Source organism: Kribbella sp. NPDC004138 (assembly GCF_053603655.1).
The window spans coordinates 110,687-136,601 of sequence record NZ_JBSGFZ010000024.1 but is presented as its reverse complement, the minus strand read 5'-3'; the positions used below and the strand labels follow the sequence as shown (position 1 = coordinate 136,601).

The 25,915-nt window shown below is 70.1% G+C and carries 27 protein-coding genes and 1 riboswitch; of the genes, 18 read left to right on the top strand and 9 right to left on the bottom strand.

The window, feature by feature from the left end; all coding sequences use genetic code 11:
* Window position 1: 1 nt before the first annotated feature.
* Window positions 2–1,633 carry a phospholipase C gene (locus tag ACWEOO_RS30695; RefSeq protein WP_452146012.1) on the top strand — a complete coding sequence of 544 codons (1,632 nt, stop codon included), beginning with the start codon at window positions 2–4 and terminating at the stop codon, window positions 1,631–1,633.
* On the opposite strand, the gene ACWEOO_RS30690 is transcribed toward ACWEOO_RS30695, so the two are convergent.
* Entirely contained in the window at window positions 1,630–2,451 is an 822-nt protein-coding gene (locus tag ACWEOO_RS30690) for an alpha/beta fold hydrolase (RefSeq protein ID WP_452146011.1), read from the bottom strand. The two genes, ACWEOO_RS30695 and ACWEOO_RS30690, sit on opposite strands and share 4 nt — an antisense overlap.
* 16 nt (window positions 2,452–2,467) lie before the next feature.
* The gene (locus ACWEOO_RS30685) at window positions 2,468–3,412 is read right to left on the bottom strand and encodes a helix-turn-helix transcriptional regulator (RefSeq protein ID WP_452146010.1); all 945 of its coding nucleotides are present in this window, start codon (window positions 3,410–3,412) and stop codon (window positions 2,468–2,470) included.
* A gap of 61 nt (window positions 3,413–3,473) precedes the next feature.
* Here ACWEOO_RS30685 and ACWEOO_RS30680 point away from each other — a divergent pair, with 61 nt between their 5' ends.
* A complete protein-coding gene (locus ACWEOO_RS30680) occupies window positions 3,474–4,616 on the top strand; it encodes an epoxide hydrolase family protein (RefSeq protein WP_452146009.1) in 1,143 nt (380 codons plus the stop codon).
* A 27-nt stretch (window positions 4,617–4,643) separates the two neighbouring features.
* Here the strand turns inward: ACWEOO_RS30680 and ACWEOO_RS30675 are convergent, their stop codons facing one another.
* Complete coding sequence (locus ACWEOO_RS30675) at window positions 4,644–5,474, bottom strand: oxidoreductase (protein ID WP_452146008.1); 831 nt, start codon at window positions 5,472–5,474, stop codon at window positions 4,644–4,646.
* A 95-nt stretch (window positions 5,475–5,569) separates the two neighbouring features.
* Here ACWEOO_RS30675 and ACWEOO_RS30670 point away from each other — a divergent pair, with 95 nt between their 5' ends.
* Together ACWEOO_RS30670 and ACWEOO_RS30665 are read left to right on the top strand one after the other, a co-directional pair.
* Window positions 5,570–6,127: a TetR family transcriptional regulator gene (locus ACWEOO_RS30670; protein ID WP_359927083.1), complete on the top strand. Its 558-nt coding sequence runs from the start codon at window positions 5,570–5,572 to the stop codon at window positions 6,125–6,127.
* 83 nt (window positions 6,128–6,210) lie between these two features.
* A complete protein-coding gene (locus ACWEOO_RS30665) occupies window positions 6,211–7,716 on the top strand; it encodes a S1C family serine protease (protein WP_452146007.1) in 1,506 nt (501 codons plus the stop codon).
* A 95-nt stretch (window positions 7,717–7,811) separates the two neighbouring features.
* Here ACWEOO_RS30665 and ACWEOO_RS30660 read toward each other — a convergent pair whose 3' ends face one another.
* On the bottom strand, window positions 7,812–8,639 hold the full coding sequence (locus ACWEOO_RS30660) for an NAD-dependent epimerase/dehydratase family protein (RefSeq protein ID WP_452146006.1): 828 nt from the start codon (window positions 8,637–8,639) through the stop codon (window positions 7,812–7,814).
* A 142-nt stretch (window positions 8,640–8,781) separates the two neighbouring features.
* Here ACWEOO_RS30660 and ACWEOO_RS30655 point away from each other — a divergent pair, with 142 nt between their 5' ends.
* The 3 genes from ACWEOO_RS30655 (at window position 8,782) to metH (ending at window position 14,484) form a co-directional block, all read left to right on the top strand.
* Window positions 8,782–10,179, top strand: coding sequence for an MFS transporter (locus ACWEOO_RS30655; protein WP_452146005.1), 1,398 nt, complete (start codon window positions 8,782–8,784; stop codon window positions 10,177–10,179).
* Entirely contained in the window at window positions 10,176–10,709 is a 534-nt protein-coding gene (locus tag ACWEOO_RS30650) for a TetR/AcrR family transcriptional regulator (protein ID WP_452146004.1), read from the top strand. The genes ACWEOO_RS30655 and ACWEOO_RS30650 overlap by 4 nt, the downstream gene beginning before the upstream one ends.
* 69 nt (window positions 10,710–10,778) lie before the next feature.
* Window positions 10,779–10,856: riboswitch (S-adenosyl-L-homocysteine riboswitch) on the top strand.
* A 25-nt stretch (window positions 10,857–10,881) separates the two neighbouring features.
* Window positions 10,882–14,484, top strand: a complete 3,603-nt coding sequence (metH, locus tag ACWEOO_RS30645) for a methionine synthase (RefSeq protein WP_452146003.1) — start codon at window positions 10,882–10,884, stop codon at window positions 14,482–14,484.
* Here the strand turns inward: metH and ACWEOO_RS30640 are convergent.
* On the bottom strand, window positions 14,369–15,304 hold the full coding sequence (locus ACWEOO_RS30640; RefSeq protein ID WP_452146002.1) for a hypothetical protein: 936 nt from the start codon (window positions 15,302–15,304) through the stop codon (window positions 14,369–14,371). The two genes, metH and ACWEOO_RS30640, sit on opposite strands and share 116 nt — an antisense overlap.
* Before the next feature lie 95 nt (window positions 15,305–15,399).
* Here ACWEOO_RS30640 and sigJ point away from each other — a divergent pair, with 95 nt between their 5' ends.
* The 4 genes from sigJ (at window position 15,400) to ACWEOO_RS30620 (ending at window position 18,041) form a co-directional block, all read left to right on the top strand.
* Window positions 15,400–16,248, top strand: coding sequence for an RNA polymerase sigma factor SigJ (sigJ, locus tag ACWEOO_RS30635; protein WP_452146001.1), 849 nt, complete (start codon window positions 15,400–15,402; stop codon window positions 16,246–16,248).
* Window positions 16,248–16,601, top strand: a complete 354-nt coding sequence (locus ACWEOO_RS30630) for a DoxX family protein (RefSeq protein WP_452146000.1) — start codon at window positions 16,248–16,250, stop codon at window positions 16,599–16,601. The genes sigJ and ACWEOO_RS30630 overlap by 1 nt, the downstream gene beginning before the upstream one ends.
* A complete protein-coding gene (locus tag ACWEOO_RS30625; protein WP_452145999.1) occupies window positions 16,598–17,068 on the top strand; it encodes an N-acetyltransferase family protein in 471 nt (156 codons plus the stop codon). Before ACWEOO_RS30630 ends, ACWEOO_RS30625 begins: the two co-directional genes overlap by 4 nt.
* 100 nt (window positions 17,069–17,168) lie before the next feature.
* A complete protein-coding gene (locus ACWEOO_RS30620; RefSeq protein ID WP_452145998.1) occupies window positions 17,169–18,041 on the top strand; it encodes an HAD family acid phosphatase in 873 nt (290 codons plus the stop codon).
* Here the strand turns inward: ACWEOO_RS30620 and ACWEOO_RS30615 are convergent.
* A complete protein-coding gene (locus ACWEOO_RS30615) occupies window positions 18,029–18,700 on the bottom strand; it encodes a TetR family transcriptional regulator (RefSeq protein ID WP_452145997.1) in 672 nt (223 codons plus the stop codon). The two genes, ACWEOO_RS30620 and ACWEOO_RS30615, sit on opposite strands and share 13 nt — an antisense overlap.
* A gap of 97 nt (window positions 18,701–18,797) precedes the next feature.
* Here ACWEOO_RS30615 and ACWEOO_RS30610 point away from each other — a divergent pair, with 97 nt between their 5' ends.
* On the top strand, window positions 18,798–19,730 hold the full coding sequence (locus ACWEOO_RS30610) for an SDR family oxidoreductase (RefSeq protein ID WP_452145996.1): 933 nt from the start codon (window positions 18,798–18,800) through the stop codon (window positions 19,728–19,730).
* The gene (locus ACWEOO_RS30605; protein WP_452145995.1) at window positions 19,727–20,488 is read left to right on the top strand and encodes a class I SAM-dependent methyltransferase; all 762 of its coding nucleotides are present in this window, start codon (window positions 19,727–19,729) and stop codon (window positions 20,486–20,488) included. Before ACWEOO_RS30610 ends, ACWEOO_RS30605 begins: the two co-directional genes overlap by 4 nt.
* Here the strand turns inward: ACWEOO_RS30605 and ACWEOO_RS30600 are convergent.
* Window positions 20,451–21,008, bottom strand: a complete 558-nt coding sequence (locus ACWEOO_RS30600; RefSeq protein ID WP_452145994.1) for a GNAT family N-acetyltransferase — start codon at window positions 21,006–21,008, stop codon at window positions 20,451–20,453. The genes ACWEOO_RS30605 and ACWEOO_RS30600 overlap by 38 nt on opposite strands.
* Window positions 21,009–21,068: 60 nt before the next feature.
* Between ACWEOO_RS30600 and ACWEOO_RS30595 the strand changes: the two genes are divergently transcribed.
* Window positions 21,069–21,362, top strand: a complete 294-nt coding sequence (locus tag ACWEOO_RS30595) for a YciI family protein (RefSeq protein WP_452145993.1) — start codon at window positions 21,069–21,071, stop codon at window positions 21,360–21,362.
* A gap of 4 nt (window positions 21,363–21,366) precedes the next feature.
* Here the strand turns inward: ACWEOO_RS30595 and ACWEOO_RS30590 are convergent, their stop codons facing one another.
* The gene (locus ACWEOO_RS30590; RefSeq protein ID WP_452145992.1) at window positions 21,367–21,909 is read right to left on the bottom strand and encodes a dihydrofolate reductase family protein; all 543 of its coding nucleotides are present in this window, start codon (window positions 21,907–21,909) and stop codon (window positions 21,367–21,369) included.
* Between the two features lie 154 nt (window positions 21,910–22,063).
* Between ACWEOO_RS30590 and ACWEOO_RS30585 the strand changes: the two genes are divergently transcribed.
* Together ACWEOO_RS30585 and ACWEOO_RS30580 are read left to right on the top strand one after the other, a co-directional pair.
* Window positions 22,064–22,900: an SAM-dependent methyltransferase gene (locus ACWEOO_RS30585; RefSeq protein ID WP_452145991.1), complete on the top strand. Its 837-nt coding sequence runs from the start codon at window positions 22,064–22,066 to the stop codon at window positions 22,898–22,900.
* Window positions 22,901–23,073: 173 nt separating this feature from the next.
* The gene (locus ACWEOO_RS30580; protein ID WP_452145990.1) at window positions 23,074–23,952 is read left to right on the top strand and encodes a DUF3800 domain-containing protein; all 879 of its coding nucleotides are present in this window, start codon (window positions 23,074–23,076) and stop codon (window positions 23,950–23,952) included.
* Here the strand turns inward: ACWEOO_RS30580 and ACWEOO_RS30575 are convergent.
* Window positions 23,916–24,665, bottom strand: coding sequence for an SDR family oxidoreductase (locus ACWEOO_RS30575; RefSeq protein WP_452145989.1), 750 nt, complete (start codon window positions 24,663–24,665; stop codon window positions 23,916–23,918). The two genes, ACWEOO_RS30580 and ACWEOO_RS30575, sit on opposite strands and share 37 nt — an antisense overlap.
* A 160-nt stretch (window positions 24,666–24,825) precedes the next feature.
* On the opposite strand from ACWEOO_RS30575, the gene ACWEOO_RS30570 reads away from it, so the two are divergent.
* Window positions 24,826–25,203: a YciI family protein gene (locus tag ACWEOO_RS30570; protein WP_359927032.1), complete on the top strand. Its 378-nt coding sequence runs from the start codon at window positions 24,826–24,828 to the stop codon at window positions 25,201–25,203.
* 124 nt (window positions 25,204–25,327) lie between these two features.
* On the top strand, window positions 25,328–25,909 hold the full coding sequence (locus tag ACWEOO_RS30565) for an adenylate kinase (RefSeq protein WP_452145988.1): 582 nt from the start codon (window positions 25,328–25,330) through the stop codon (window positions 25,907–25,909).
* The last annotated feature ends 6 nt before the right edge of the window (window positions 25,910–25,915 follow it).

Genomic DNA, 25,915 nt, shown 5'->3' with positions numbered 1-25,915 from the left:
CATGCGCGCAAGACTCCCTGTCGCCGCCACAGCCGTTGCGGCTGCGACGGGCTTGTTGCTGGCCGCCTGTAGCGCCCCCGGCGCCACTCAGCAGGTGACCAACGCCGCCGCGACGTACCCGGTGGCGAACCCCGCCGACTGGCATCAGGTGGTCCGCCCCACCACCCCGATCCAGCATCTGGTGGTGATCTTCGGCGAGAACGTGTCGTTCGACCACTACTTCGGCACCTACCCCAAGGCCGCCAACACCGACGGTACGCCGTTCACGGCGGCCCGGCACACGCCGACGGTGAACGGCCTGTCCGGGAAGTTGCTGACCGACAACCCCAACCTGTACGACCCGAAGCGGCTGTCGCCGGCGCAGGCGCTGACCTGCGACCAGAACCACGGCTACGGGCCGGAGCAGAAAGCCGTCAACGGCGGCAAGGACGACAAGTTCGTCGAGAACACCGAGACCGGCAAGTGCACCGGCCAGCCCGTCCTGTTCGGCGAGCCGGGTCTGGTGATGGACTACTACGACGGCAACACCGTCACGGCGCTGTGGAACTACGCGCAGCACTTCTCGATGAGCGACAACTCGTTCGGCACCGTGTACGGCCCGTCCACGCCGGGCGCGCTGAACCTGATCTCCGGGCAGACCCACGGCGCGCAGGCGTACGACCCGAAGACGGGGCAGCCGACGACCGACGCGTACGCCGTCCAGTCGCCGGACGCGCACGGGATCGGCACCGTCACCAACGACCCCGACCCGTTCTACGACGACTGCTCGAACAACAACGGCAAGTCGGCGAACAACCTGGCCGTGATGCACGGACAGAACATCGGTGACCTGCTCAACCAGAAGCACGTCACGTGGGGCTGGTTCCAGGGCGGCTTCAAGCCGACCGGATCCGCCAACGGCAAGGCAGTCTGCGGCGCACAGCACACCAACGTCGGCGGCAACGCGTCGACGGACTACAGCCCGCACCACCAGCCGTTCGAGTACTACAAGTCGACGGCGAACCCGAAGCACCTGCCGCCGTCGTCGGTCGCCGCGATCGGGCACACCGACCAGGCCAACCACCAGTACGACACGTCGGACTTCGACGCCGCGCTGGCGGCGAACAACCTGCCGGCGGTCAGCTTCCTGAAGGCCGGCGAGTACCAGGACGGCCACGCCGGCTACTCCGACCCGCTGGACGAGCAGGCGTTCGTCGTCCGCGAGCTCAACGCGCTGCAGAAGTCGAAGGACTGGTCGTCGACCGCGGTCGTCATCGCGTACGACGACTCCGACGGCTGGTACGACCACGTCACGCCGCCGAGCGTGAACGGCTCGAAGGACGCCGCGCTCGACCAGAGTGCGCTGTGCGGCACGAGGCCGGTGTCCGGCGGGTACGCCGACCGCTGCGCGTACGGTCCGCGGCTGCCGCTGCTCGTCGTCTCGCCGTACGCGAAGACCAACCACGTCGACCACACGCCGACCGACCAGACCTCGATCCTGAAGTTCATCGAGGACAACTGGCGGACCGGCCGGATCGGCGACCATTCGTTCGACGAGCGCGCCGGCAGCCTGAACAGCATGTTCAGCTGGCGGGCGCACCCAAACCCCGCGAAGCTGATCCTCGACCCGAAGACCGGAGCCGTCGTCAGCTAATCCTCGGCATCGCCCTGATCGGCGAGGAAGTCGTCGATCAGGGCGTTGACCTCCTGCGGCGACTCGAGCGCCGCGAGGTGGGCGGACTGCTCGAGGACGACGAACCGCGCGCCCGGGATCGAGTCCGCCATCTCCTCGGTCTCCGCGACCCCGAAGGTGGGGTCCTCCGCGCCCGCGACCACGAGGACCGGCGTCCGGATGCTGCCGAACAGGGCGCGCTGATCAGGCCGGTGCGGGACCACGCTGGTGACGGCGTGCCGCCCGGACGTGATGTCTACCGTGCGCGCCAGCTCGTTGACCCTGGCAACGACCTCGGGCTTCTCGCGTTTCGCGGTCGGGCCGAGGAAGGCGTCGCGCACCTGCCCGGTGAGCGGTCCGCGGATCCCGCCGAGCAGCCGCGCCGCGCCGACCAGCACGCCGTACTCGAACCGTTGCCGCCGTCCGGCGGGGGAGGCGGTGGCGTTCATCAGGACCGCGATGCCGAGCCGGTCCGGATACCGGGCCGCGAAGGTGCCGCCGATCATCCCGCCCCAGCTGTTGCCGATCAGGTGGATCCGGTCGACGCCGAGGTCGTCGACGATCGCCAGGATCACGTCGGCGCACTGCTCGAACGTGAACGGTCCGGTGAGTGGCGCACTGCCGCCGTGCCCGGGCGGATCGACCAGGATCACCCGGAACCGGTCCGCGAAATGCGCGGCCTGCGCGGACCACAGGGTGCCGTCCATCAACAGGCTCGGCCAGAACAGCATCGCGGGCCCCGACCCGTCGACGCGCACCCGGATCCGGCCCAGCACGGTCTCGACGTACCGATCCTGCATGTCTGAACGGTACCGGTCAGGCTCCCGCGATCGATGCTGACAGGCGCGTCGTGAGTTCGCGGATCGCGTCGACCAGCTCCGGCGGGTCCTGGACCTCGAAGGGCAGGCCGAGGATGCCGAGGTACAGCGCGACCTGGTCGAGCGAGTTCGCGCCGGTCTCCACCAGCGTCGTCGCCGCGTCGATCGGCGTCACCGACGCGACGTTCGGCCCGTAGCGGTCGGCCACCTCCGCGGCGGGCGCGTGCACCAGGATGCGCGCCCGGTAGCGGTAGCCGCCGTACGCGACCCCTTGGTTGGTGGTCGCCAGCTCCGGCACCTCGCGCGGGGTGAAGCGCGGGCCGGTCGGGATCCGCGGCGCGATTCGGTCGACGCGGAACGTGCGCCAGTCGTCGCGGTCGACATCCCACGCGACGAGGTACCACCGGCGCCCGGTGTGCACGAGACGGTGCGGTTCCGTCGTCCGCGTGGTCGCCGTACCGTCGTGGTTGCGATAGTCGAACCGCAGCCGCTGATGGTCGCGACTGGCGGCGGCCACGGCCAGCAGCACGTCGGGTTGCACAGACGGGCCGCTCGCGGGTGTGACCGTGATCTGCTGGAGCAGCTCGATGCGATAGCGCAGGCGCGACGGCAGCACCTGCTCCAGCTTCGTCAGCGCGCGCACCGATGCCTCTTCGGTGCCGGCCACGGTTCCTTGGGCGGCCGCGCGCAGCCCGACTGCTACCGCGACGGCCTCCTCGTCGTCGAGCAGCAGCGGGGGGAGTGCGGCGCCCGCGCCGAGGCGGTAGCCGGCCACCCCGGGGACGGCGTCGACGGGGTAGCCCAGGTTGCGCAGCTTGTCGACGTCGCGCCGTACCGTCCGGACTCCGACGCCGAGCTCGCCGGCCAAGGCGGTGCCGCTCCACTCCTTGGGTTGCTGCAGGAGGCTCAGCAGTTTGAGCAGTCGTGCGGACGTCTCGATCATGTTGTCAGTCTGCCAGCCAGTTAGGACTGAAGCTGTCCTAACCGACTGTCAGAGTAGAGACATGATCAAGCCGTTCAGCATCGACATCCCGCAGAGCACCCTCGACGACCTCGCCGCCAAGCTGGCGAGCGTCCGCCTCCCCGCTCCGTTGCCCGGCGACGACTGGGACACCGGCGTCCCGGTCTCCTGGCTCACGTCGCTGGTCGACTACTGGCGTACGTCGTACGACTGGCGCGCCGCCGAGAAGGAGCTGAACTCGTATCCGCAGTTCACCGCCGAGATCGAGGGCCAGCGGATCCACTTCATCCACGTCCGGTCCGCGGAGCCCGACGCGCTGCCGCTGGTGCTCACGCACGGATGGCCCGGGTCGATCGTCGAGTTCCTCGACCTGATCGGGCCGCTCACCGACCCGGTCTCGTTCGGCGGCCAGGCGTCGGACGCGTTCCATGTGGTGATCCCGTCGCTGCCCGGGTTCGGCTTCTCCGGGCCGACGGCGGACGGCGACTGGACGTTCCCGCGGATCGGGCGCGTCTGGGCGGCGCTGATGGCGGAGCTCGGCTACGAGCGGTACGGCGTCCAGGGCGGCGACCTGGGCGGCTCGGTGTCGCCGGAGGTCGGGCGGGCGGCGCCGTCGCACGTCGTCGGCGTCCACACCAACGGCGGGACGAACCTGCCGCCGCTGCAGATGTCCGAGGAGGAGCTGCAGACGCTGACTCCGCTGGAGCAGGACAAGATGGCGCGGATCGGCCAGTTCATGAAGGACGAGTTCGGCTACATCTCGATCCAGTCGACGCGGCCGCAGACGTTGGCGTACGGGCTGGTCGACTCACCGGTGGCGCAGCTCGCCTGGATCATGGACAAGTTCAAGGCCTGGACGTATCCGGCCGAGACCCTGCCGGAGAAGATCATCAGCAAGGACCGGCTGCTGACCAACGTGATGATGTACTGGCTGACCGGCACCGGAGGCTCGGCGGCGTACATCGGCTACGCCCAGCCGCGTTCCTGGGCGCCGCGCCCGAACTCCGGCGTACCGACCGCTGTCCTGGCAACCGCCCACGACGTCGCGATCCGTCGGTACTGCGAGACGTCGAACAACGTCACCCGCTGGACGGACCTCGACCACGGCGGCCACTTCGCAGCGCTCGAGGTCCCGGAGGAGCTGGTCGCGGACGTCCGCGCCTTCTTCCACGACCTCCGCGGCTGACCCGCGGACGCCCACCCAGCAGATGCGTCAGCTGAAGTCGGTCGACGTGCTGAGGTGGGCCCAGGTGGCGGCCTCGTCGGCGCGGGAACGCGACGTGCTGTCCGCGAGCGTGAGGGCGTCGGTGCCGAGCAGGAGCCGCAGCGGCGGGTTGTCGAGCCCCACGACCTGGAGGATCGCCTGGGCCGCCTTCGCGGGGTCGCCCGGCTGCTTGCCGTCCATCTCTATCCGGCGCCGGTGCATCTCCCCGACGGTGGTCTCGTAGTCGGGGTGGACGTCGGCGAGCTCCATCGACGACCCGCCCCAGTCGGTCCGGAAACCGCCCGGCTCGACGATCGTTACTTTCACGCCGAACGGGCGCACCTCGTTGTGCAGCACCTCGGAGAAGCCTTCGACGGCGAACTTCGCGGTCTGGTACGCGCCCATCCCCGGTGTCCCGCCGGCGCGGCCGCCGATCGACGAGAACTGCAGGAAGTGCCCGCTGCGCTGCTCGCGGAACACCGGCAGCGCGGCCTTCGTCACGTTCACGACGCCGAACAGGTTCGTCTCGACCTGCGCGCGGAAGTCGTCGTCGGCCATCTCCTCGATCGACGCGCTGTTCGCATAGCCGGCGTTGTTCGCCACCACGTCCAGCCCGCCGAACACCTCGACCGCCGTCCGGACAGCGGCCCGGGCGGCGCCGGCGTCCGTGACGTCCAGGGCGACCGCCCGGAGCTGGTCGCCGTATCTCGCGGCCAGGTCGTCGAGTTGCTCGGGTTTGCGCGCGGTGCCGACGACGCGGTCGCCGGCCGCGAGCACCGCCTCGGTCAGCGCGCGACCCAGGCCGCGCGAGCTGCCGGTGACCAGCCAGATCTTGCTCATGTTCCGTTCCTAACTAACCGTTCGGTTGGATGACCTCTATCTAACCAACCGGTTGGTTGGAAATCAACTAACCAGTTGGTTGGTAAGCTCGCGGTATGCAGCAACGGAACGCAGACCGGACCCGGGCCCGCATCCTGGAGGCCGCCACCGAGGAGTTCGCGGCGCGCGGGATCGCCGGCGCCCGGGTGAGCCGGATCGCCGAGGTGGCCGGCTGCAACAAGGCGATGCTCTATGCGTACTTCGGGAACAAGGACGACCTGTTCGACGCGGTGTTCAGCGCGTCGCTGGAGAAGTACCTGGACGAGGTCGGGTTCGACGTCGACGACCTGCCGGCGTACGCGGGGCGGGTGTTCGACTACTTCGAGGAGCACCCGGACCGGTTGCGGCTCTCGGTCTGGTACCGGCTCGAGCGGCCTGACGGGCGTCCGCTGGAGGCGATCGTCGCGGTCAACCAGAGCCGGCTGGACGAGCTGCAGCGCGGCATGCGCCGGCGGGCGGTGCCGAAGCGGTTCACCCCGGTCAGTCTGTTGTCGCTGATCCAGGCGATCGCGACGAGCTGGTCGTCGATGAATCCGGAGCTCGGCGTCGAGCTGCCGGACCCGGCCGTGCGGCGGCGCGCGGTGGTGACGGCGGTGCAGCAGATTCTCAGCTGATTCATTGGCCGGCCCGATGGAGTTCTCAGCCTGGCGAGCTCTACTCGAAGGCAGAGGGAACTGGCCGAGGAGGGCGACAGCAGATGAACGAGAGCGCTGGACCGGGAGAGTACAACGGGCCGCAGCACGGCGGGCAGCAGTACCCGCAGTACCAGCAGGTGCCGCAGCAGGGGCAGCCGTACGGACCGCAGTACCAGTACGGGCCTCAGTACGGGCCCCAGTACGGGCCGCCGCAGTACCCGTTCGGGGGGCAGCCTCCGGCGCCGAAGAAGCGCGGGCGGCGGCTGCTCGGTGCCGGGGCGCTCGGGCTGGCCGCGGTGCTCGTCGCCGGTTCGGTTGCCTGGGGCCTCGACCAGCGGGCCGGCACGAACAGCTCGCAGCTGTCCCAGAAGGCGTTCGACGCGGCGGCCGTGGCGGCTCAGGTGTCACCGGGGCTGGTCGACGTGAACACCGTCCTCGGCTACGAGAACGCGCGGGCGGCCGGTACCGGCATCGTGCTCACCTCCGACGGTGAGGTCCTCACCAACCACCACGTGATCGAGGGTGCGACGTCGATCACTGTGACGGACATCGGCAACGGCAAGACGTACAACGCGAGCGTCGTCGGGTACGACGAGGCGCACGACATCGCCGTCCTGAAGCTGAAGGACGCGTCCGGCCTGCAGACCGCGAAGACCGGGAACTCCGACCAGGTGAAGCTCGGCGACCAGGTGGTCGGCGTCGGCAACGCGGGCGGCGTCGGCGGGACGCCGAGTTACGCGGCCGGGAAGGTGACCGGACTCAACCAGGCGATCACCGCGACCGACGAGAACGGGCAGGACCCGGAGAACCTGACGAACCTGATCCAGACCGACGCGAACATCCAGGCCGGCGATTCCGGCGGGCCGTTGGCGAACGCGAACGGCGAGGTGGTCGGCGTGGACGTGGCCGGCAACGGCGGCAACAACGGCGGGCAGGGCCGACCGGGACAGACCGCGGCGTCCACCGCGCAGGGCGCCACCGCGACGCTAGCGGCCTGGGGTGACGGCGGCACCGGCGACGGCAACGGCTTCCCGTTCGGCAACGGCGACGGGACCGGCAACGGCAACGGCTTCGGCAACGGCAACGGCTTCGGCAACGGCAACGGCTTCGGCAACGGGCCGGGCGACGGCTCGGGCGACGGGTCCGGCAACGGATCGGGCCAGGGCAACGGATCGGGGCAGGGCGACGGCAGCGGGACGACGACCGAGGGGTATGCGATCCCGATCAACCAGGCGCTCGACATCGCCGACCAGATCGAGAACGGGAAGGCGTCGGCCGACGTCCACATCGGTGACTCGGCGATGCTCGGGATCTCGGTCGTGCCGACCACCGGTACCTCCGGCGCCGTCGTCGGCGACGTGGTCGCGAACGGCCACGCGGACGAGGCCGGGATCGAGGCGGGCGACGTGATCACCTCGTTCGCGGGGCACACCGTCGAGTCGCCGGACGCGCTGTCCGGGCTGCTCAACCAGCAGCACCCTGGCGACAAGGTCGAGGTCGGCTGGACCGACCAGGCCGGCCAGACCCACAAGGCAACCATCGAACTCATCACCGGCCCGGTCCGCTGACCCCAGCGCTCCCCTCGCTGCAGCGGACCGTCGAGATCGGGCCCGAGCGCTCTCTCCCCCTCGGAGCGCCGGGCCCGATCTCTCGTTCGCACCCGTTACACGAACCCGGCTCGCCAGGTGGGGTGGGTGGGGGTCCAGCCGAGGGTGCGGGCGTGAGTGTTGGAAGCGCCGCGGGCCCACGGGGTTCGTGGACCGGCGTACGACGGGGTGGGCGCGCCGGCCGATTCGGCGAACGCCGGGGCCCACGCATCGGCGGGAGCAGGCTCGTCGTCGACGACGTTGACGGGGCCGGACGGCCAGGACAGGGCGGCGACAGCCGCGCCGGCGGCGTCGTCGACGTGGAGGAAGCTCGTCACGTCGGGCCCGACGGGGACCTTGCCGGCCGCGGCCAGGTCGGCCATCAGGCCGCCCTTGGTGTACCAGGTGCCGGGCCCATAGAGCATTCCGTAGCGGAGGACGACCCACTCGGGTGCCTCGGCGGTGATCGCCTCGAGGGTGGCGACGGCTTCGACCGTCGTGCGGCGCTGGGGGTCCGTGGCGTGCAGGTCCAGCGGGGTGGCCTCGGTCGCGGGCGTCGGACCGGGCTCGTAGGGCCACGCGATGCTCTGCGCGACGATCCGCAGTACGCCAGCAGCGAGCGCGGCGTCGACCAGGTTGCGGGTGCCCTCGCGGCGGAGCCGGCTGTTCGCGGCGAAGTCCCGCGACCCGAGGTCGGTCAGTTGGTGCATCACCACCTCCGGCCGCGCCGCCACGACCAACTCCCGCAGCCGCTCCGCGTCGTACACGTCGCCGGCGACGGTCGTCACGCCGTCGACAGCCAAGGCCCGGCGGCTGAGCGCGGTGACCTGATGCCCGTGGGCGACCAGAAGCGGGACGAGGCGGCGGCCGATTGCGCCGGTCGCGCCGGCGACGAAGATCCTCATGCGCACCACCGTAGGTAACTGTTCACCGGTCACCCTGGTCCAATCGGTGAGCGGTTTCCCGGTCCACTTCCGGATGGGGTGAACGAGCGTTTACGATGCCTCGAGTAAACAACTGTTCACCACCGTGAGGACTCCGCCGACCGTGCCCGCTCGCCCCCGCCTGATCCTCGCCGCGCTCGCGTTCTGCGGCGTCCTGGTCTCGATCAGCCAGACGATCGTCGTCCCCCTGCTCCCCGAACTGCCCGCGATCACCCACAGCCCGGCGTCCGACGTCAGCTGGCTGATCACGGTCACGCTGCTCACCGGCGCGGTGTTCACGCCGCTGCTCGGCCGCGCCGGCGACATGTACGGCAAACGCCGCGTGCTGCTGATCGCCCTGTCCTCGATGGTCGTCGGCTCCCTGCTCTGCGCGAGCAGCTCGAACCTCAGCGTCCTGATCGTCGGCCGCGCGTTCCAGGGCGCCGCGGTCGCGGTCGTACCGCTCGGCATCAGCATCCTGCGCGACGAGCTGCCGCCGCGCCGGGTGATCTCGTCGATCGCGATCATGAGCTCGACCCTCGGCATCGGGGCCGCGTTCGGCATCCCGGCCGCGACGCTCGTCGTCGAGTACGCGAACTGGCACACGATGTTCTGGATCAACCTCGGACTCGGCCTGCTCGACATCGTGCTGGTGCTGCTGATCGTGCCGGAGTCGGCCGTTCGCACCAGCGGCCGCTTCGACGTGATCGGCGCGCTCGGCCTGAGCGGGTTCCTGGTCTGCCTGCTGCTCGCGGTGTCGAAGACCAGCACTTGGAGTACGCCGACGATCGTCGGTCTGTACGGCGCCGCGGTGCTGCTGATCCCATTGTGGGGCTGGTACGAGCTGCGGACCACCAGCCCACTCGTCGATCTCCGGGTGTCCGCGCGACCCCAGGTGCTGTTCACGAACCTCGGCGCGTTGCTGATCGGCTTCGCGTTCTACGCCAACTCGTTGTCCACGGCCCAGCTGGTGCAGGAGCCGACCTGGACGGGGTACGGGCTGGGCGAATCCATCGTGGTCAGTGGCCTGTGCCTCCTGCCCGGCGGTGTCGCGATGGTGCTGCTGTCGCCGGTGTCCGCACGGATCTCCGCGGCCCGCGGGCCGCGGTTCACGTTGGCGATCGCTTCCGTGATCATGGCGGCCGGGTACGTCGTGCGGCTGTTCACCAGCGGCAACGTCGCAGGGATCGTCGTCGGCGCGACGGTGGTGAGCGCCGGAACGGCCGTGGCGTACTCGGCACTTCCGGCGCTGATCATGCATGCTGTGCCGGTGACCGAAACGGCCGCCGCGAACGGACTCAACACGCTGATGCGCACGATCGGGCAGGCGATCTGCAGCACGATCGTCGCGACCGTGCTCGCCAACATCACGCTCACGAACGCGGGCCGGGTCGCGCCGGCGCTGTCGGCGTACCTGATCGTGTTCGTGATCGCGGGCGTCGCGGCCCTGGTCGCCGCCGGGCTGGTGCTGCTGATCCCGGTCCGGCGTCCCGCGCCGGCGTACGAGGTCACGACGCCGTGACCGATCCGGGGCGGACCGCGATCCTCCGTGCGGCGCGGAAGGCGTTCGCGCGCGAGCCGTACGACGCGGTCACGCTCCGCGGGGTCGCCGCGGAAGCCGGCGTCAGCGCGGCCCTGATCGTCAAGCACTTCGGCGGCAAGGAAGCGCTCTTCGAGCGGGTCGCGGACTTCACCGAGGCGGCCCAGCTGCTGCTCGCCGCGCCGAACGAGCGACTCGGCGAGCACGCCGTCCGCACTCTGGTCGGGTACCGCCGCGAGAACGACCAGGACCTGCTCGTCCGCGTCGTGTTCGCGGCCGGCAAGGGCGACGAACGCGCGCTGATCCGTGAACACTTCCGCGACCAGGTGACCCGGGCCTTCGCCGCCCGCCTGACCGGCCCGGACGCCGACTTGCGGGCCGGCCTGATCACCGCGCACCTGCTCGGCCTCGGCGCCGCGCTCGCGATCGACAAGACCGGCCCGATCGCCGCCGCCGGCCTGGAAACCGTCGTCGCCCTCTACGCGCCGGCGATCCAGGGCCTGATCCACTGATTGAACACCCGTCCTAGAATGTGGACAGGGCACTTGGCGTCAGGTGTGACGCCACTAACATGGAGCATCCAGGCCGAGAGGCGCTGCAACGGACCCAGGTCCGCCACGCTCGACCTGGAGCACCGACTGCAAGGGCGCCTCCGGAGAGTTCTTCTTCTGGAGGGGTTGGCAGATGAGTGAAACCGCGCTGCGGGAGCTGCTGGATCAGCGGATTGCGGTCCTCGACGGCGCCTGGGGCACGATGCTGCAGGGCGCCAAGCTGCAGACCGCCGACTTCCAGGGCGATCGCTTCGGCAACCACACGCACGACGTGACCGGTGACCCGGACCTGCTGAACCTGACGCGGCCGGACCTGATCCTCGACGTCCACCGGCAGTACCTGGCGGCCGGCGCCGACATCACCACCACGAACACGTTCACCGCGACCAGCATCGGCCAGGCCGACTACGGCCTGCATGAGTACGTCCGCGAGATGAACGTCGCCGGCGCGCGGCTGGCCCGCCAGGCCGCCGACGAGGCCGGCAACAAGTTCGTCGCCGGGTCGATCGGCCCGCTGAACGTGACGCTGTCGCTGAGCCCGCGGGTCGAGGACCCGGCGTACCGTGCGGTGTCCTTCCAGCAGGTGAAGGACGCGTACGCCGAGCAGATCGCGGCGCTCGCCGAGGGCGGTGTCGACCTGCTGCTGATCGAGACCATCTTCGACACGCTGAACGCCAAGGCCGCCGTCGCCGCGGCCCGCGAGGTCGCGCCGCAGCTGCCGTTGTGGATCTCGGTGACGATCGTCGACCTGAGCGGCCGGACCTTGAGCGGGCAGACTGTCGAGGCGTTCTGGAGCTCGGTCGAGCACGCCGACCCGCTGGTCGTCGGCGTCAACTGCTCGCTCGGCGCCGCGCAGCTGCGCCCGCATGTCGCCGACCTCGCGCGGTTCGCCGGCACCTACGTCGCCTCGCATCCGAACGCCGGCCTCCCGAACGCGTTCGGCGGGTACGACGAGACGCCCGACCAGACCTCGGCGCTGCTGCAGGAGTTCGCGGAGTCCGGCCTGGTCAACATCGTCGGCGGCTGCTGCGGTACGACGCCCGCGCACATCGAGCGGATCGCCGAGTCGGTGCGCGGCCTCGCGCCGCGCGACGTCCTACGGACCGACCACACCACCCGGTTCTCCGGGCTCGAGCCGTTCAGGATCGGGCCGGACACCGGGTTCGTGATGATCGGCGAGCGAACCAACGTCACCGGGTCGGCGAAGTTCCGCCGGCTGATCGAGGGCGACGACCACCAGGCCGCGGTCGACGTGGCGCTGGAGCAGGTCCGCGGCGGCGCGAACCTGCTGGACGTGAACATGGACGCCGACCTGCTGGACAGCGAGCAGGCGATGACCACGTTCCTGAACCTGATCGCGACCGAGCCCGAGGTGGCCCGGATCCCGATCATGATCGACAGCTCGAAGTGGTCGGTCCTGGAGACCGGGCTGAAACACGTGCAGGGCAAGGGCGTGGTGAACTCGATCAGCCTGAAGGAGGGCGAGGAGGAGTTCCTCGCGCACGCCCGGCAGATCCGCGACTACGGCGCCGGCGCGGTCGTGATGGCCTTCGACGAGCAGGGCCAGGCCGACACGGTCGCGCGCAAGGTGGAGATCTGCGGCCGGGCGTACGACCTGCTGACCGGGATCGGCTTCCCGGCCGAGGACATCATCTTCGACCCGAACGTGCTGGCCGTCGCCACCGGCATGGCCGAGCACAACGACTACGCGAAGAACTTCATCGACTCGCTGCCGCTGATCAAGGCGCGCTGTCCGGGCGTGCACATCAGCGGCGGGATCTCGAACCTGTCCTTCGCGTTCCGCGGCAACGACATCGTCCGCGAGGCGATGCACTCCGCGTTCCTGTACCACGCCGGCAAGGTCGGCCTGGACATGGGCATCGTGAACGCCGGCCAGCTCGCGGTCTACGAGGACATCCCGAAGGACCTGCTGGAGCTGGTCGAGGACGTCATCTTCAACCGCCGCGACGACGCCACCGACCGGCTGGTCGCCTTCGCCGAGAACGTGAAGGGCAAGGGCAAGCAGCGCGAGATCGACCTGACCTGGCGGGAGGGTTCGGTCGAGGAGCGGCTGTCGCACGCGCTCGTGCACGGCATCGTCGACTACATCGAGGACGACACCGAGGAGGCGCGGCAGCAGCTGCCGCGGCCGCTGGAGGTCATCGAGGGTCCGCTGATGGCGGGGATGAAGATCGTCGGCGACCTGTTCGGCGCGGGCAAGATGTTCCTGCCGCAGGTGGTGAAGAGCGCGCGCGTGATGAAGCGCTCGGTGGCCTACCTCGAGCCCTTCATGGAGGAGGAGAAGGAGCAGGCCCGCCGCGAGGGGCGCGCGGAGATGGTCCGCGGCCAGGGCAAGGTCGTGCTCGCGACCGTGAAGGGCGACGTCCACGACATCGGCAAGAACATCGTCGGCGTGGTGCTCGGCTGCAACAACTACGAGGTGATCGACCTCGGCGTGATGGTGCCGGCGGCACGGATCCTGGACACCGCGGTGGCCGAGGGCGCGGACGCGGTCGGCCTGTCCGGGCTGATCACGCCGTCCCTCGACGAGATGGTGTCGGTGGCCGACGAGATGCAGCGGCGCGGGCTGAAGCTGCCGCTGCTGATCGGTGGCGCGACCACGTCCAAGCAGCACACCGCGGTCCGGATCGCCCCGGCGTACGAGAACACCACGGTGCACGTGCTGGACGCGTCGCGGGTGGTCGGTGTGGTGTCCGACCTGCTCGACGCCGACCGCGCCGTAGAGCTTGCCAAGAGCAACAGTATCGACCAGGAGCGGCTGCGGGAGCAGCATGCGAACAAGCAGCGCGCCCCGATGCTGACGCTGGCCGAGGCGCGGGCGAACAAGGAGCCGGTCGAGTACGGCGAGCTGCCGGTGCCGGCGTTCACCGGGCTGCGGCACGTGTCGCCGTCGATCGAGACCCTGCGGGAGATGGTCGACTGGCAGTTCCTGTTCCTGGCCTGGGAGCTGAAGGGGAAGTACCCGGCGATCCTGGAGCAGCCGGTCGCGCGGGAACTGTTCGACGACGCGAACACCCTGCTGGACGAGATCATCGCCGACGGGTCGTTCACCGCCGAGGGCGTGTACGGGTTCTGGCCGGCGCACAGCGAGGGCGACGACATCGTCCTGGACGGTTTGGACAGGTCGCTCCCGATGCTGCGCCAGCAGACCGCGAAGCCCGCCGGCCGGGCCAACCGCTGCCTGGCGGACTACATCGCCCCGGCCGGGGACCACCTCGGCGGGTTCGGTGTCGCGATCCACGGCGCCGAGGCGCTGGCGAAGTCGTACGAGGACCGTAACGACGACTACCGGGCGATCATGGTGAAGGCGCTGGCCGACCGGCTCGCCGAGGCGTTCGCGGAGTGGATCCACCTGGAGGCGCGGCGGGCGTGGTTCGAGCCGGACGCGGAGCCGGTGCTGGAGGACCTGCACGCCGAGCGGTTCCGCGGTATCCGGCCGGCGCTCGGCTACCCGGCCAGCCCGGACCACACCGAGAAGCTGGACCTGTTCGAGCTGCTCGGCGCGGACAAGATCGGGCTCGGGCTGACCGAGTCGTTCGCGATGACGCCGGCGGCCGCGGTGAGCGGGCTGATCTTCGCGCACCCGGCGTCGCGGTACTTCAGCGTCGGACGTCTCGGCCGCGATCAGATCGAGGACTACGCCGTCCGTCGTGGGCTCCCGGTCGCGGAGGTGGAACGCTGGCTGCGGCCGAACCTGGCGTACGACCCGGAGTGAGCGGCGTCATCGCCGGGTCCTGAGTGAGCCGCCTGAGCAGCGGATCCACCTTCTCGGCGACCGTCCGGACGGACTCGGCCGCGAGCTCCGGCTTGCCCTGCTCGACGGCCGCGGAGAAGTCGCGCCGCAGAGTGCCGAGCGCTCGCCAGTGCTCGCCCTCGGACAGTTCGTCGGTGCCCGGAAGCAGCGAGATCACTGCTTCCCAGCGCTGGTCGGATTTCACCGACAGCATCCAGTCGGAGAGTGCGGCGAAGTCCTCGGGGCCGGCCGGCGTACCGCCTTGCTGCCGGACGACTTCGGTCAGCAGCGCCCGGGCCGCCGCCGCGGCCGCCGGATCCCGGCCGGGGAAGGTGAGGTCCGGCACCTGGTCGGCGGGGAGGAACCTCGCGGACTCGGTCTTCGGCCAGATCTCGGCCAGTCGTTCCTGCGTCCAGACGTCGGCCAGACCGGTGTCGAGCGCGGCCTCGACCTCCCAGATCCCGCCGATGTGGTCGGGCTCCGGGCTGCTCAGTCCGGCCGCCTGGGCCGTCATGTACGCAGTCGCCTGCACCAGCTTCGCCTGGTCCCGCACCGGAAGCCCTGCCGCGCTGCGGGCGTGTGCGTCGCGGATCGAGTCGGCCTGGTCTTCGGGCAGGAACAGCGGGATGCTCAGCTGCCGCAGGTCGTCCTTGGGGTCGCGCGGCGTCCATCCCGTCGGCTTCTGCACGATATCGATGCCGCGCCAGCGGATGGGGCGGTTCGTGGTCTCACTGACGGCTTCGGCGACCGAGTCCGTCCAGGAGAAACACGGATCGTCGGGGTGGATCAGACCAATAGCCATTGTTCTCCTCGATGAGCCCGGCGCAGTCAGGGTAGGGGGTGCCGGGTTCACCGGGGCGATGTCACACTTCGCCGCCCGGAAACCTCATAAGCGGTATGAACCCAACGGAGGAGTTCCTCGAGCACCGGGAGCTGCTGTTCTCGATCGTGTACAACGTGCTGGGCAGCGTCGCGGACACCGAGGACGTGCTGCAGGAGACCTGGCTCGCCTGGTCGGGGCGGTCCGGCGTCCAGAACCCGCGGGCGTACCTCGTGCGCGTCGCGGTGAACGCCGCAATGGCCCGGCGTACGTCGATCAGCCGCCGCAAGGAGGAGTACGTCGGGCCTTGGCTGCCGGAGCCCGTCGTGACACCGATCGACCCGGTGGAGCGCAGCGAGGCGGTGTCGCTCGCAGTGCTCGTCGTCCTGGAGACGCTGTCGCCGCTGGAGCGGGCGGTGTTCGTGCTGCACGAGGTGTTCGGGTACCAGCTGACCGAGGTCGCGGAGATCCTCGGGCGGACACCGGCCGCCGTCCGGCAGCTCGCCCACCGCGCCCGCGAGCACGTCCAGGCGCGACGGCCGCGGTTCGTCGCGGATCCACAGGTGCGGCTCGAGGTGACGCAGCGGTTCGTCGACGCGGTCGTCGGCGGCGACCTCGACGCGTTGCTGGAGGTGCTCGCGCCGGACGTCACGCTGTGGGCCGACGGCGGCGGCAAGGCACGCGCGGCCGGGCTGCACCCGGTGCTCGGCCGGGACCGGATCGGCCCGCTGCTGATCGGCGACCGGGTCCGGCGCCCGGTGCCGTCCCTCGACGTGCGCTACCGAAGGGTGAACGGCGATCCGTCCGCCCTGCTGCTGTCCGGCGACACGCCGTTCGCCGTCGTCGTACTCGATGTCGAGGGCAACCAAGTCACCGGCATCTACGCGATCACCAACCCCGACAAGCTCACCCATGTGGAGATCTGATGACGCTACGGCTCGTCGTCCTGGTGACCGTCGCGATCAACGCGTTCTCCGGCACCGCCGCTCTGCTGCACTGGAAGCCGATCCTGCCCGGGATGGTGAAGGCCGGTGTCCCGGAGTCCTGGCTGAGCTTCCCGATCGGGACCCTGAAGACGGCCGGTGCCTTAGGCCTGCTCGCCGGTCTGCTGGTGGGGTCGCCGGCGCTGACGGCCGGCGCCGCGATCGGACTGGTGCTGTTCTTCGTCTGCGCGCTGTACACGCATGTGCGCGTCGCGGACTACACGGCACAGTTCTTCCTCGCGGTGTTCTTCCTGGGCATGGCGTGCGCCTCGCTGGTGCTTACCCTGACTGCATGACTGTGAGACCTGCTGTTGCCGGGGACGCGGAGGCGGTGGCTGCGATCTGGTACGCCGGCTGGCGTGACGGGCATCTGGGGCATGTGCCGGACGAGTTGGTCGCCGTACGGACCGAGGAATCGTTCTGGACCCGTGCGGCAGAACGGATCGCGGACACCACCGTGGCCGTCGCCGGGGACGAGGTCGCGGGCTTCGTGATGGTGGTGGGGGACGAGGTCGAGCAGGTGTACGTCGCGGGCGCGCATCGCGGGTCGGGCGTAGCCGGGACGCTACTCACCGAAGCCGAGCGCCAGGTGCGCGCAGCGGGCCACCAAGAAGCCTGGCTCGCCGTCGCGACCGGTAACGCGCGGGCCCGCCGGTTCTACGAGCGCAACGGCTGGCGGGACGGCGGCGCGTTCGACTACCCGGCGACCGTCGGCACGGGCAGCATCCCCGTCCCGTGCCACCGCTACGTGAAGCCTGTCTGAACGCAGGTTTCCCCTGGAGTTGCGGCGTGCGGCAGGTACATCGGCCACGGATGGAGTTAGCGTGCCTCTCGCAAGCTTTTCCGGTTTTGGAGGGGTCACCATGACATTCCGGGCATTCCGGGCATCCCGTACCTGGCGCCGGCCGTCCCGCCGCATGGTTCTGAGCAGTGTCGCGGCGGTTGCGATGACATCGGTCGTCGGCGGGGTCGCGTACTCGGCCGGTGTCGCGACGCAGCAGCCCGCGATCCAGACGTCGACGCCGCACAGCGAGAAGCAGGTCACCAACATCGACGTCCTGCGCCAGCAGTTGCGCAACTACTACGGCGACCCGCTCGGCTCCGGCACGTTCGCGGCGGACAGCAACTACGCGAAGGAAGCGCAGAAGGCGGCCGCAGCGGGCACGCACTGGATCTCCGCGTCGCACCACACCGGCGCAAAGACCAAGGCGATCGTGCTCGACGTCGACGACACCACGCTGGCCACCTGGAACTACGAGATCTTCAGCAACTGGGCGTTCAACCCGGTCACGAACGCCGACTATGTGCTGAACCAGCGGTTCCCGGCCGTCCCGGGCATGGTCGACATGGTGAAGACCGCCGAGCGGGAGGGGTACGCGATCTTCTTCCTGACCGGGCGCGGCGCCGCGCAGGAGCAGGCCACCCTCGGCAACCTCACCGAGGACGGTATCGGCATCGACGCCGGCTACCCGAAGCCGACGACGCTCAGCAACGGCGAGGACGGCCTGTTCACCAAGCCCGCCGTGGCGAACTACCCGGACTACCTCAAGCAGGCCTGCGCGAACGACCCGAACGGCGCCTGCACGACGATCCACTACAAGTCGGCCACCCGCGCGCACATCGAGTCCCTCGGCTACGACATCGTCGCGAACTTCGGCGACCAGTTCTCCGACCTGAAGGGCGGCTTCGCCGACCGCACCTTCAAGCTCCCGAACCCGAACTACTACCTGCCCTGACGCGGCAGCGCGCCGTACAGCAAGGTTCGAAGGCCGTCGGTCAGGGCCGGCTCGAACTCCAGCCGGAGTGCGGCCAGGCCCGGATCGGCCTCGTAGGCGGCCAGGATCGCCGGGACCGGATGGGAGTGGGACCACAGCGCGCCCGCGAGCAGGCTCGCGTGGGCGATGAAGCGGCCCGCCCCGTCCGGCCCCAGTTCGGGCAGGACGCCGGCGATCACCGCGATCATCCTTTCGAACGCGACCGCGGCCGCGCGCTTGAACGCGAGCGCGGTCCCGGTCGTGATGTTGCGCTCCAGCACCGCCGCCTGTGAGCTGATCAGGTCGCAGAGCACCGGCCGCTTCGCCAGTGTGCCGACGATGGTCGCGACCAGAACCTCCGCCCGCTCGCCGGTCTCCACGGCGGGGGAGATGTCCGCCGTCGCGCTCGCCAGGTCCTCCACCCAGGCCGCCAGTTCGCTGCTCGACAGCTCGAGCAGGACGGCCTCGCGGGAGTCGAAATAGTTCAGCACGTTCGACTTCGCCAGGCCGACGCGACGGCTCAGCTCGTTCAGGCTGACGTCCGCGACCGGCATCTCGGTCAGCATCGCGGCCGCGGTGGCGAGGATCGCCCGCCGCCGCTCGGCTCGCTGCTCGGCACTCCGGGCGCGCTGGAAAGTCATGCCGACAGTCTACAGACCGACGGTCTGTTGTTATCGGACCATCGGTCTGATAGCGTCGAGCCATAACAGACCATCAGTCTTTTATGGAGTGTGGATCATGTACGACGTCCCCGACCAGACCGGCAAGCTCGTCGTCGTCACCGGCGCCAACAGCGGGACCGGCAAAGAGGCCGCCAAGCGGCTCGCGGCCGCCGGTGCGCGGGTGATTCTGGCGGTCCGGACGCCGGCCAAAGGTGCGGCGGCGCGCGCCGAGATCCTCGCCGAGCAGCCGGACGCCCAGCTCGATGTGCGGCGGATCGACCTCGCGGATCTCGCCTCGGTCCAGGAGTTCGCCGAGAAGCTCGCGGCCGACGAGCAGCACCTGGACCTGCTGGTGAACAACGCCGGCGTGATGACGCCGCCGGCCCGGATGACCACCAAGGACGGTTTCGAGCTGCAGTTCGGCTCGAACTACCTCGGCCCGTTCGCGCTCACCGTCCGCCTGCTGCCCCTGATCCTGGCCGCCCCGGCCCCGCGGATCGCGACCATGTCGAGCGGCGCGGCGTACCTGGGCAGGATCGGCTTCGACAACCTGCAGTGGGAGCGGCGCTACCGCCCGACCTCGGCGTACGCGCAGTCCAAGCTCGCCGACCTGATGCTCAGCAACCACCTCGCCAAGCTGTCGGTCGACCGGGACTGGGGCCTGGTCAGCGTCGCGGCGCACCCGGGCTACACGCGCACCAACCTGCAGACCGCCGGCGCAGCCCTCGGCCGCGAGCGCCCTTCGCTGCTCAACCGGCTGATGATGCGCTACAACCCGCTTCCGAAGCAGGACGTCGAGATCGGCACGGAGCCGCTGCTGTACGCCGCCGCCGACCCCGCGGCCAAGTCGGGCGAGTACTACGGACCCGCCGGACGCTTCGGCCTGGTCGGCCCGACCACGCTGGTCCGCAACCCGAAGAGCGCTACGGATCCCGAGCTCAACGCCCGGCTGTGGCAGGTCTCGGAAGGACTGACGGGGGTCTCGCTGCCGTCTATCCTGCGCAAGTGACTGAATGGTCGAGCGGGGGAATCTACGAGTCGTACGTCGGGCGCTGGAGCCGGCTCGTCGCGCCGCAGTTCGTCGGCTGGCTGGAGCAGCCGGCCGGACTGCGCTGGCTCGACGTCGGCTGCGGCACCGGCGCGCTGACCAGCACGATCCTCGGGACGGCTGATCCGGTGTCGGTGCTCGGGATCGACCCGTCGGAGGGCTTCATCGGCTACGCCCGGCACGCCGTCCAGGACCCGCGGGCGTCCTTCGAGGTCCGGTCCGCGGCCGAGCTGCCGGACGGCCCGTTCGACGTCGTGGTCGCGGGCTTGGTGCTCAACTTCGTCCCTGAGCGGGTCGAGGCGCTGCGCCGGATGCGGGAGATCGGTACGACGGTCGCCGCGTACGTGTGGGACTACGCGGGCGGCATGCAGCTGATGCGGTACTTCTTCGACGGGATGCTCGACGTCCGGCCGCGGGACCGGGACCACGACGAGGGCCGCCGGTTCCCGTTCTGTACGGCGGAAGGCCTCGGGGCGATGTTTCGCGAGGCCGGATTCGCCGACGTGCGGACGCGCGAGATCGTCGTACCGACGGAGTTCGCATCGTTCGACGACTACTGGCAGCCGTTCCTCGGCGGGCAGGGCGTCGCGCCCGCGTACCTGCGCAGCCTGGATCCCGCGGACCAGGAGGCACTGCGGGAGGCGGTCCGGGCGCGGCTGCCGATCGAGGCGGACGGGTCCGTCAAACTGACGGCCCGGGCGTGGGCGGTAGCCGGCTGAGGTAGTCGTCGCGGAGGAGGCCGAACAGGACGTCATCGGTCCATTCGCCCTTGAACCAGGAGTTGGACAGCCGCAGTCCTTCGCGGGTGAAGCCGACGCGCTCGAGCAGCCGGGCCGACGCGGTGTTGCGGGCGTCGGCCTCGGCGGACACCCGGTGCAGCTCGCGGTCCACGAACAGGTGGTGCAGCAGCCCGCGCACGGCTTCGGACGCGTAGCCCTGACCTTGGTACTGCGTCGCGAGCGTGAAACCGAGGTCGGCCTGCATCAGGTTCTCGGACAGGTTCAGCCCGAGATCGCCGATCAGTACGCCGTCCAGGTCGACGGCGTACTGGAACCAGCCGGGCTCCTCCGGATCGCCCTCCGCGAACCGCTCGACCGTCCGCCGGGCGTCGTCGAGCGGCACCGGTGCGTCCCAGGACTGGTAGCGGGCGACGGCCGGATCGGAGCGGTACGCGGCGAACTGCTCGGAGTCCGCGGGGGAGAAGCGGCGCAGGATCAGCCGGTCGGTCTGCACGAACATCCGATCATCATGTCAAGACCGCGCGCTCGACTCCGTCGTACCTGTGAGAGGAGAGCGCCGATGAAGTTCTTACTGATCCTGCAGGGTGAGGGTGAGCCGCGGCTGCAGCGCGACGAGTTCGAGCGGGTCGCCCAGGACGCCGGTGAACTGGTCGGCGGCGAACTGCTCGCGGACCGCCAGTTGTCGGTCTGCCTGCCGGCTGCCGAGCCGAACCGGATCGACGGGTACTACGTGATCGACGTCGAGAACCGCGACCGCGCCGTCGAACTCGCCCGCCTGCTACCGGACAGCCGAGCCAGCGGCCGCTCGGTCGAGATCCGCGCCGTCATGCACTGCACGGCTGCCGACTTCTGAGGGCTTACCTGAGCACCTTGAACCAGAGGCTGGTGGCAAGTGGGGTTTCGGTCGTGCTGAGGCGTTCCAGGCGGACGGTGCGGCCGCCTGGGTAGTCGAAGAGGCGGGTGCCGTCGCCGAGCATGACCGGGGCGTAGAGGAGCAGGACCTCGTCCAGCGCGCCGGCCTCGATGCACTGCTTGGCGATGTTCGCGCCGATGACGTTGACGTACTTGTCGCCGGCCGCCTCCCTCGCCTGGGCGAGTGCCTTCGCGAAGTCGTCGACGTACGTGACCCCGTCCTCCGGCGCGGACGGCGGATGGTGCGTGACGACGTACGCCGGTCCGCTCCAGCCACCGCCGAACGCCTCGCCCTCGCCGGCCTCGCCCTTGTACGGATCGTCGCCGTCGTGCGACCGGCGCCCGATCAGCAGCGACCCGATCCGGGGGATCAGGGCATCGACCTCCGGGTTGGGGCCGAGGTACGGGCGCATCCACTGCATGTCGCCGCCCGGGCCGGTGATGAAGCCGTCCACCGACATCGTCACCGAGTACAGAACCTTCGCCATCGTCGTTCCTTTCGTTCGGGTGGTGTTGAGACGAACGAGGCGGGTAAAACTCATCGGCGGCGGCCCCGGTGCGGTCCGCGGACGGCTGGGTGGATAGCCTTCCGAGAATCCAGCTTTCCGGATCACGGCTGACGGATCGAGGTGCGGCGCGGCGATGCCCCGACACGACGACACGCGCCGGCCGCCGCGCGCCGACGAAGCGGCCGCGATCGACCTCGCCCGCGCCTCCCAGGCCCGGGTCTACGACCTGCTGCTCGGCGGCAAGAACAACTTCGAGGTGGACCGGCAGTTCGTCCAGGAGCTGCTGAAGATCGCGCCCGAGATCTCCGAGCTGACCCGGCAGAACCGCCGCTGGCTGGCCGACGCGATCGGCCGGATGAGCGCGGACGGCGGGATCGACCAGTTCCTCGACCTCGGCGCCGGCCTGCCGACCGCGCTGAACACCCACGACATCGCGCTGCACGCCGACGCCGCGGCGAAGGTCGTGTACGTCGACAACGACCTGACCGCGGTCTCGCACGGACAGGCGCTGCTCGCCGACGACCGGCGCAGCTTCTTCGCCGACGCGGACGTCGCCGACCCGGCCGCGGTCCTCACCCATCCCGCGGTGACCGAGGCGCTCGACCTGACCCGCCCCGTCGGGATCCTGCTCGGCCTGGTGCTGCACTCGATCCCCGACCCGGCCGGTGTCGTCGCGGACTACCTGGCCGCGGTGCCGTCCGGCTCCTACCTGGCGCTCACGCATCCGCTCAACCCGCGCGACGGCGGCCGGCTGGCGGAGTTCGCGACCGCGATCGAGGAGAAGCTGCGCGACGCGTTCCCGCACATCCGGTTCCGGACCCGCGACGAGATCGCGGAGCTCGTCACCGGGCTCGACCTGGCCGGGCCCGGCCTGGTCGACCTCGCCTCCTGGTGGCCGGACGGCGAGCGGACCCTGAACGCGTCCGGTACCGGCCGGCTCGTCCTGGTCGCCCTGGCCCGCAAACCGTAGGAATTCGCTGGTGTCCGGGGAGCACCCGGACCATGATGGGTCGCATGTCTGCCAAGGCTGCTGCCGCTCACTGATCGTCACCGCGCCCAATGACTCCCGGCGCGTCCGATCAAGCCCGTCCCGTGGACGGGCCCCCCAGCGTGCAGTCCATCAGCCTTGGAGCCGGTCTTTCCATGACTTCTCAGTCCTGGGTCGAGGTCGCGTGTGACGAGTCGGGGTTCTCCGGAACCAACCTGCTCGACCCCGCCTCACCCGTCATCACCCATGCCAGTGTCGATCTCTCCGTCCCCGCGGCCGCCGACGTGATCGACGTCCTGCGAGCCCGGCTGCACCGCCGGACGGAGTACAAGTCCAACCAGTTGCTGCGACCCGAGCAGCGGCCCGCGCTCGAGTGGCTGCTCACAACCTTGCAGGGGCGCGCCCATGTCCACGTCATCGACAAGACCGCGTACGTCGCCGCGCGGGTGGTCGAGCTGTTCACCGAGGAGCCGTCGTACGGCGCCGGCACCAGCCTCGGCACGGACCACTCGGAGCTCGTCGCGGCGCTGCGGCACCGGACCGGCTTCCTGGCCGCCTTCGTGGACCTGGCCCGGACGAAGCGGGTGCGGCTGATGGACCACGCCGCCGTCGACCGGTTCTTCGCGACGATGCCGGCCGACGTCCCGGCGTTGGGCGGGCTGACGCGGTCCCGCGTCGAGGAGGTGATGCAGCGGCTGATCGACGAGGACCCGGAGCTTCCGCCGCCGTTGGAGCCGCTGGTCCCGGCGCTCGCCGAGACGGTGCTGTACTGGAGCGCCGACGGTCGCCAGGTCGCCGTGGTGCACGACGAGCAGAGCGCGCTGACACCGGGCCGGGTGGCCAGGCTGGGCGCATTCCTCGCCGCGGGTGCGGAGCCGGGGCCGCTGCGGTCGTTCGTCCAGGTCGATTCCAGATCCGATCCACGGGTCCAGGTCGCCGACTTCCTGGCCGGGATCGCGCGCCGGCGGACGCCGGACCTGGTGGAACTTCTGGAGCCCTACACCTGCGCCGCCACGAACTCTTCCCAGGTGTGAGTGCCGACGGTGGCGCCGGTGAGCGTGAGGTTGCCGCCCGCGCGGTACACCTTGCCTGCCTTGCCCGGGACGCGGATCGGCAGTGACAGCCGGTGCTTCCCGGTGGTTTGCAGGTAGTCGCGGGCCAGCTCCGCCAGGCTGTAGACCTTCGGTCCGACCAAATCGGGGACGAGGCCCTGCGGCTCACCGAGCGTGAGTTCGGCGAGCCGCTCGGCCACGTCCCGGCTGTCGACCGGCTGGAACCGGAGGCCGCCGGGCACCGGCAGGACGGGCAACTTGGCCATCGTCCGTACGGCGTTCCAGGCGAAGTCGTGCAGCTGGGCGACCCGCAGCACGGTCCACGGCACCGACGACCCGCGGACCGCCTGCTCGGCGCCGAGCTTCGATGTGAAGTACGTGAGCGGCAGCTGGTCGACCGCGGTCACCGAGATGTGCACCAGGTGCCCGACCTTCGCGCGCTCGGCCGCCGTGACCAGGTTCCGGGTGCCGATCTCGTCGCCCTTCGGGCCGCCGGCCAGATGCAGGACGACGTCGACGCCGTCCAGAGCCCGGTCCAGCCCTTCGCCCGTCAGGAGGTCGACGGCCAGGTACTCGACGCCGTCGCCGCGGTCGTCCGCGTGCCGGCTGAGGACGCGGATCTTGCTGCCGGCCTCCTGCAGCAGCGGGACCACCCGGCGGCCGATCGTTCCGGTACCGCCTGTCACCAGGATCATGAGCTTCTCCGTTCCTCGTTGTGCCTCTGCAGCGCTGACGGAGCCCGGTGGGCGGAGTGTGACCGAATGTGAGCTGGAATACATCGGGGCAGAATGTCGAGGGCCTGCCGGCGCCTCCGACGTCCGGGGTGCACGGGATACCGACACAGGAGGTTCTGTCATGAAGTACGTGGTCCTGATCCACTCCAACCCGCAGCCGTGGGGTCACCCGACGATCGACTTCACCGAGGTCGGCCGCGCGATCCCGGCGGACGAGCGGGCCGCGATGGGCAAGGAGTTCGACGAGATGCTCACCGAGCTGTCCGCGTCCGGCGAGCTGGTCACCGGTCTGGCGTTGGACGCACCATCGACTGCCCGGACCTATCGGTGGGAGGGCAAACGCCCGGTCAACACCGACGGCCCGTACGCCGAGTCCAAGGAACAGCTGGCCGGCTTCTTCGTCCTGGACTGCGCCACCCGGGCCCGGGCCGAGGAGCTGGCGGCCAAGTTCGCCGGTCCGGGCGACGTCATCGAGCTGCGCCCGGAAATGGAGTTCTGACGACGATTGCGGACAGTAACGCGCGGATGTGACGTAGGACGGGATTTTGGAGTGACGTACGCCGTACCGCGGGCGCGGCCGGTCCCATAATCTGGGGGACTTACCAGGGGTCAGGAGGGGCGCCATGACGACTGTCTTGTTGATGGGACCGCCGGGCGCGGGCAAGGGGACGCACGCAGGTCACCTGGCCGGACATCTCGGCGTGCCCGTCATCTCCACGGGTGACCTGTTCCGCCGCAACATCAAGGACGGCACCGAGCTCGGCCGGACCGCGCAGCGCTACCTCGACGCCGGCGAGTACGTGCCCGACGAGGTCACGAACGCCATGGTCCGCGACCGCCTCGCGGCCGCCGACGCCCGTCCGGGATTCGTCCTGGACGGGTATCCGCGCACGCTCGAGCAGGCCGGCGTCCTGGACGACATCCTGGGCGGGCAGGGACGCTCACTCGACGCGGCCCTGGTGCTGCAGGTCGAGCCCGACGCGCTGGTCGACCGGCTGCTCCGCCGCGCCGAGATCGAGCACCGCTCGGACGACACCGAGGACGTCATCCGCCGCCGCTTCGAGGTCTACCACGAGCAGACCGCTCCGCTCATCGAGTTCTACGCCGGCCGCGGTATCCACCACGAGGTCGACGCCTCGTCCGACATCGACACGGTCCGCGCCCGCGTGTGGCAGGTCGCCGTACGCCTCAAGCCGGCCGCGTAGCCGTCC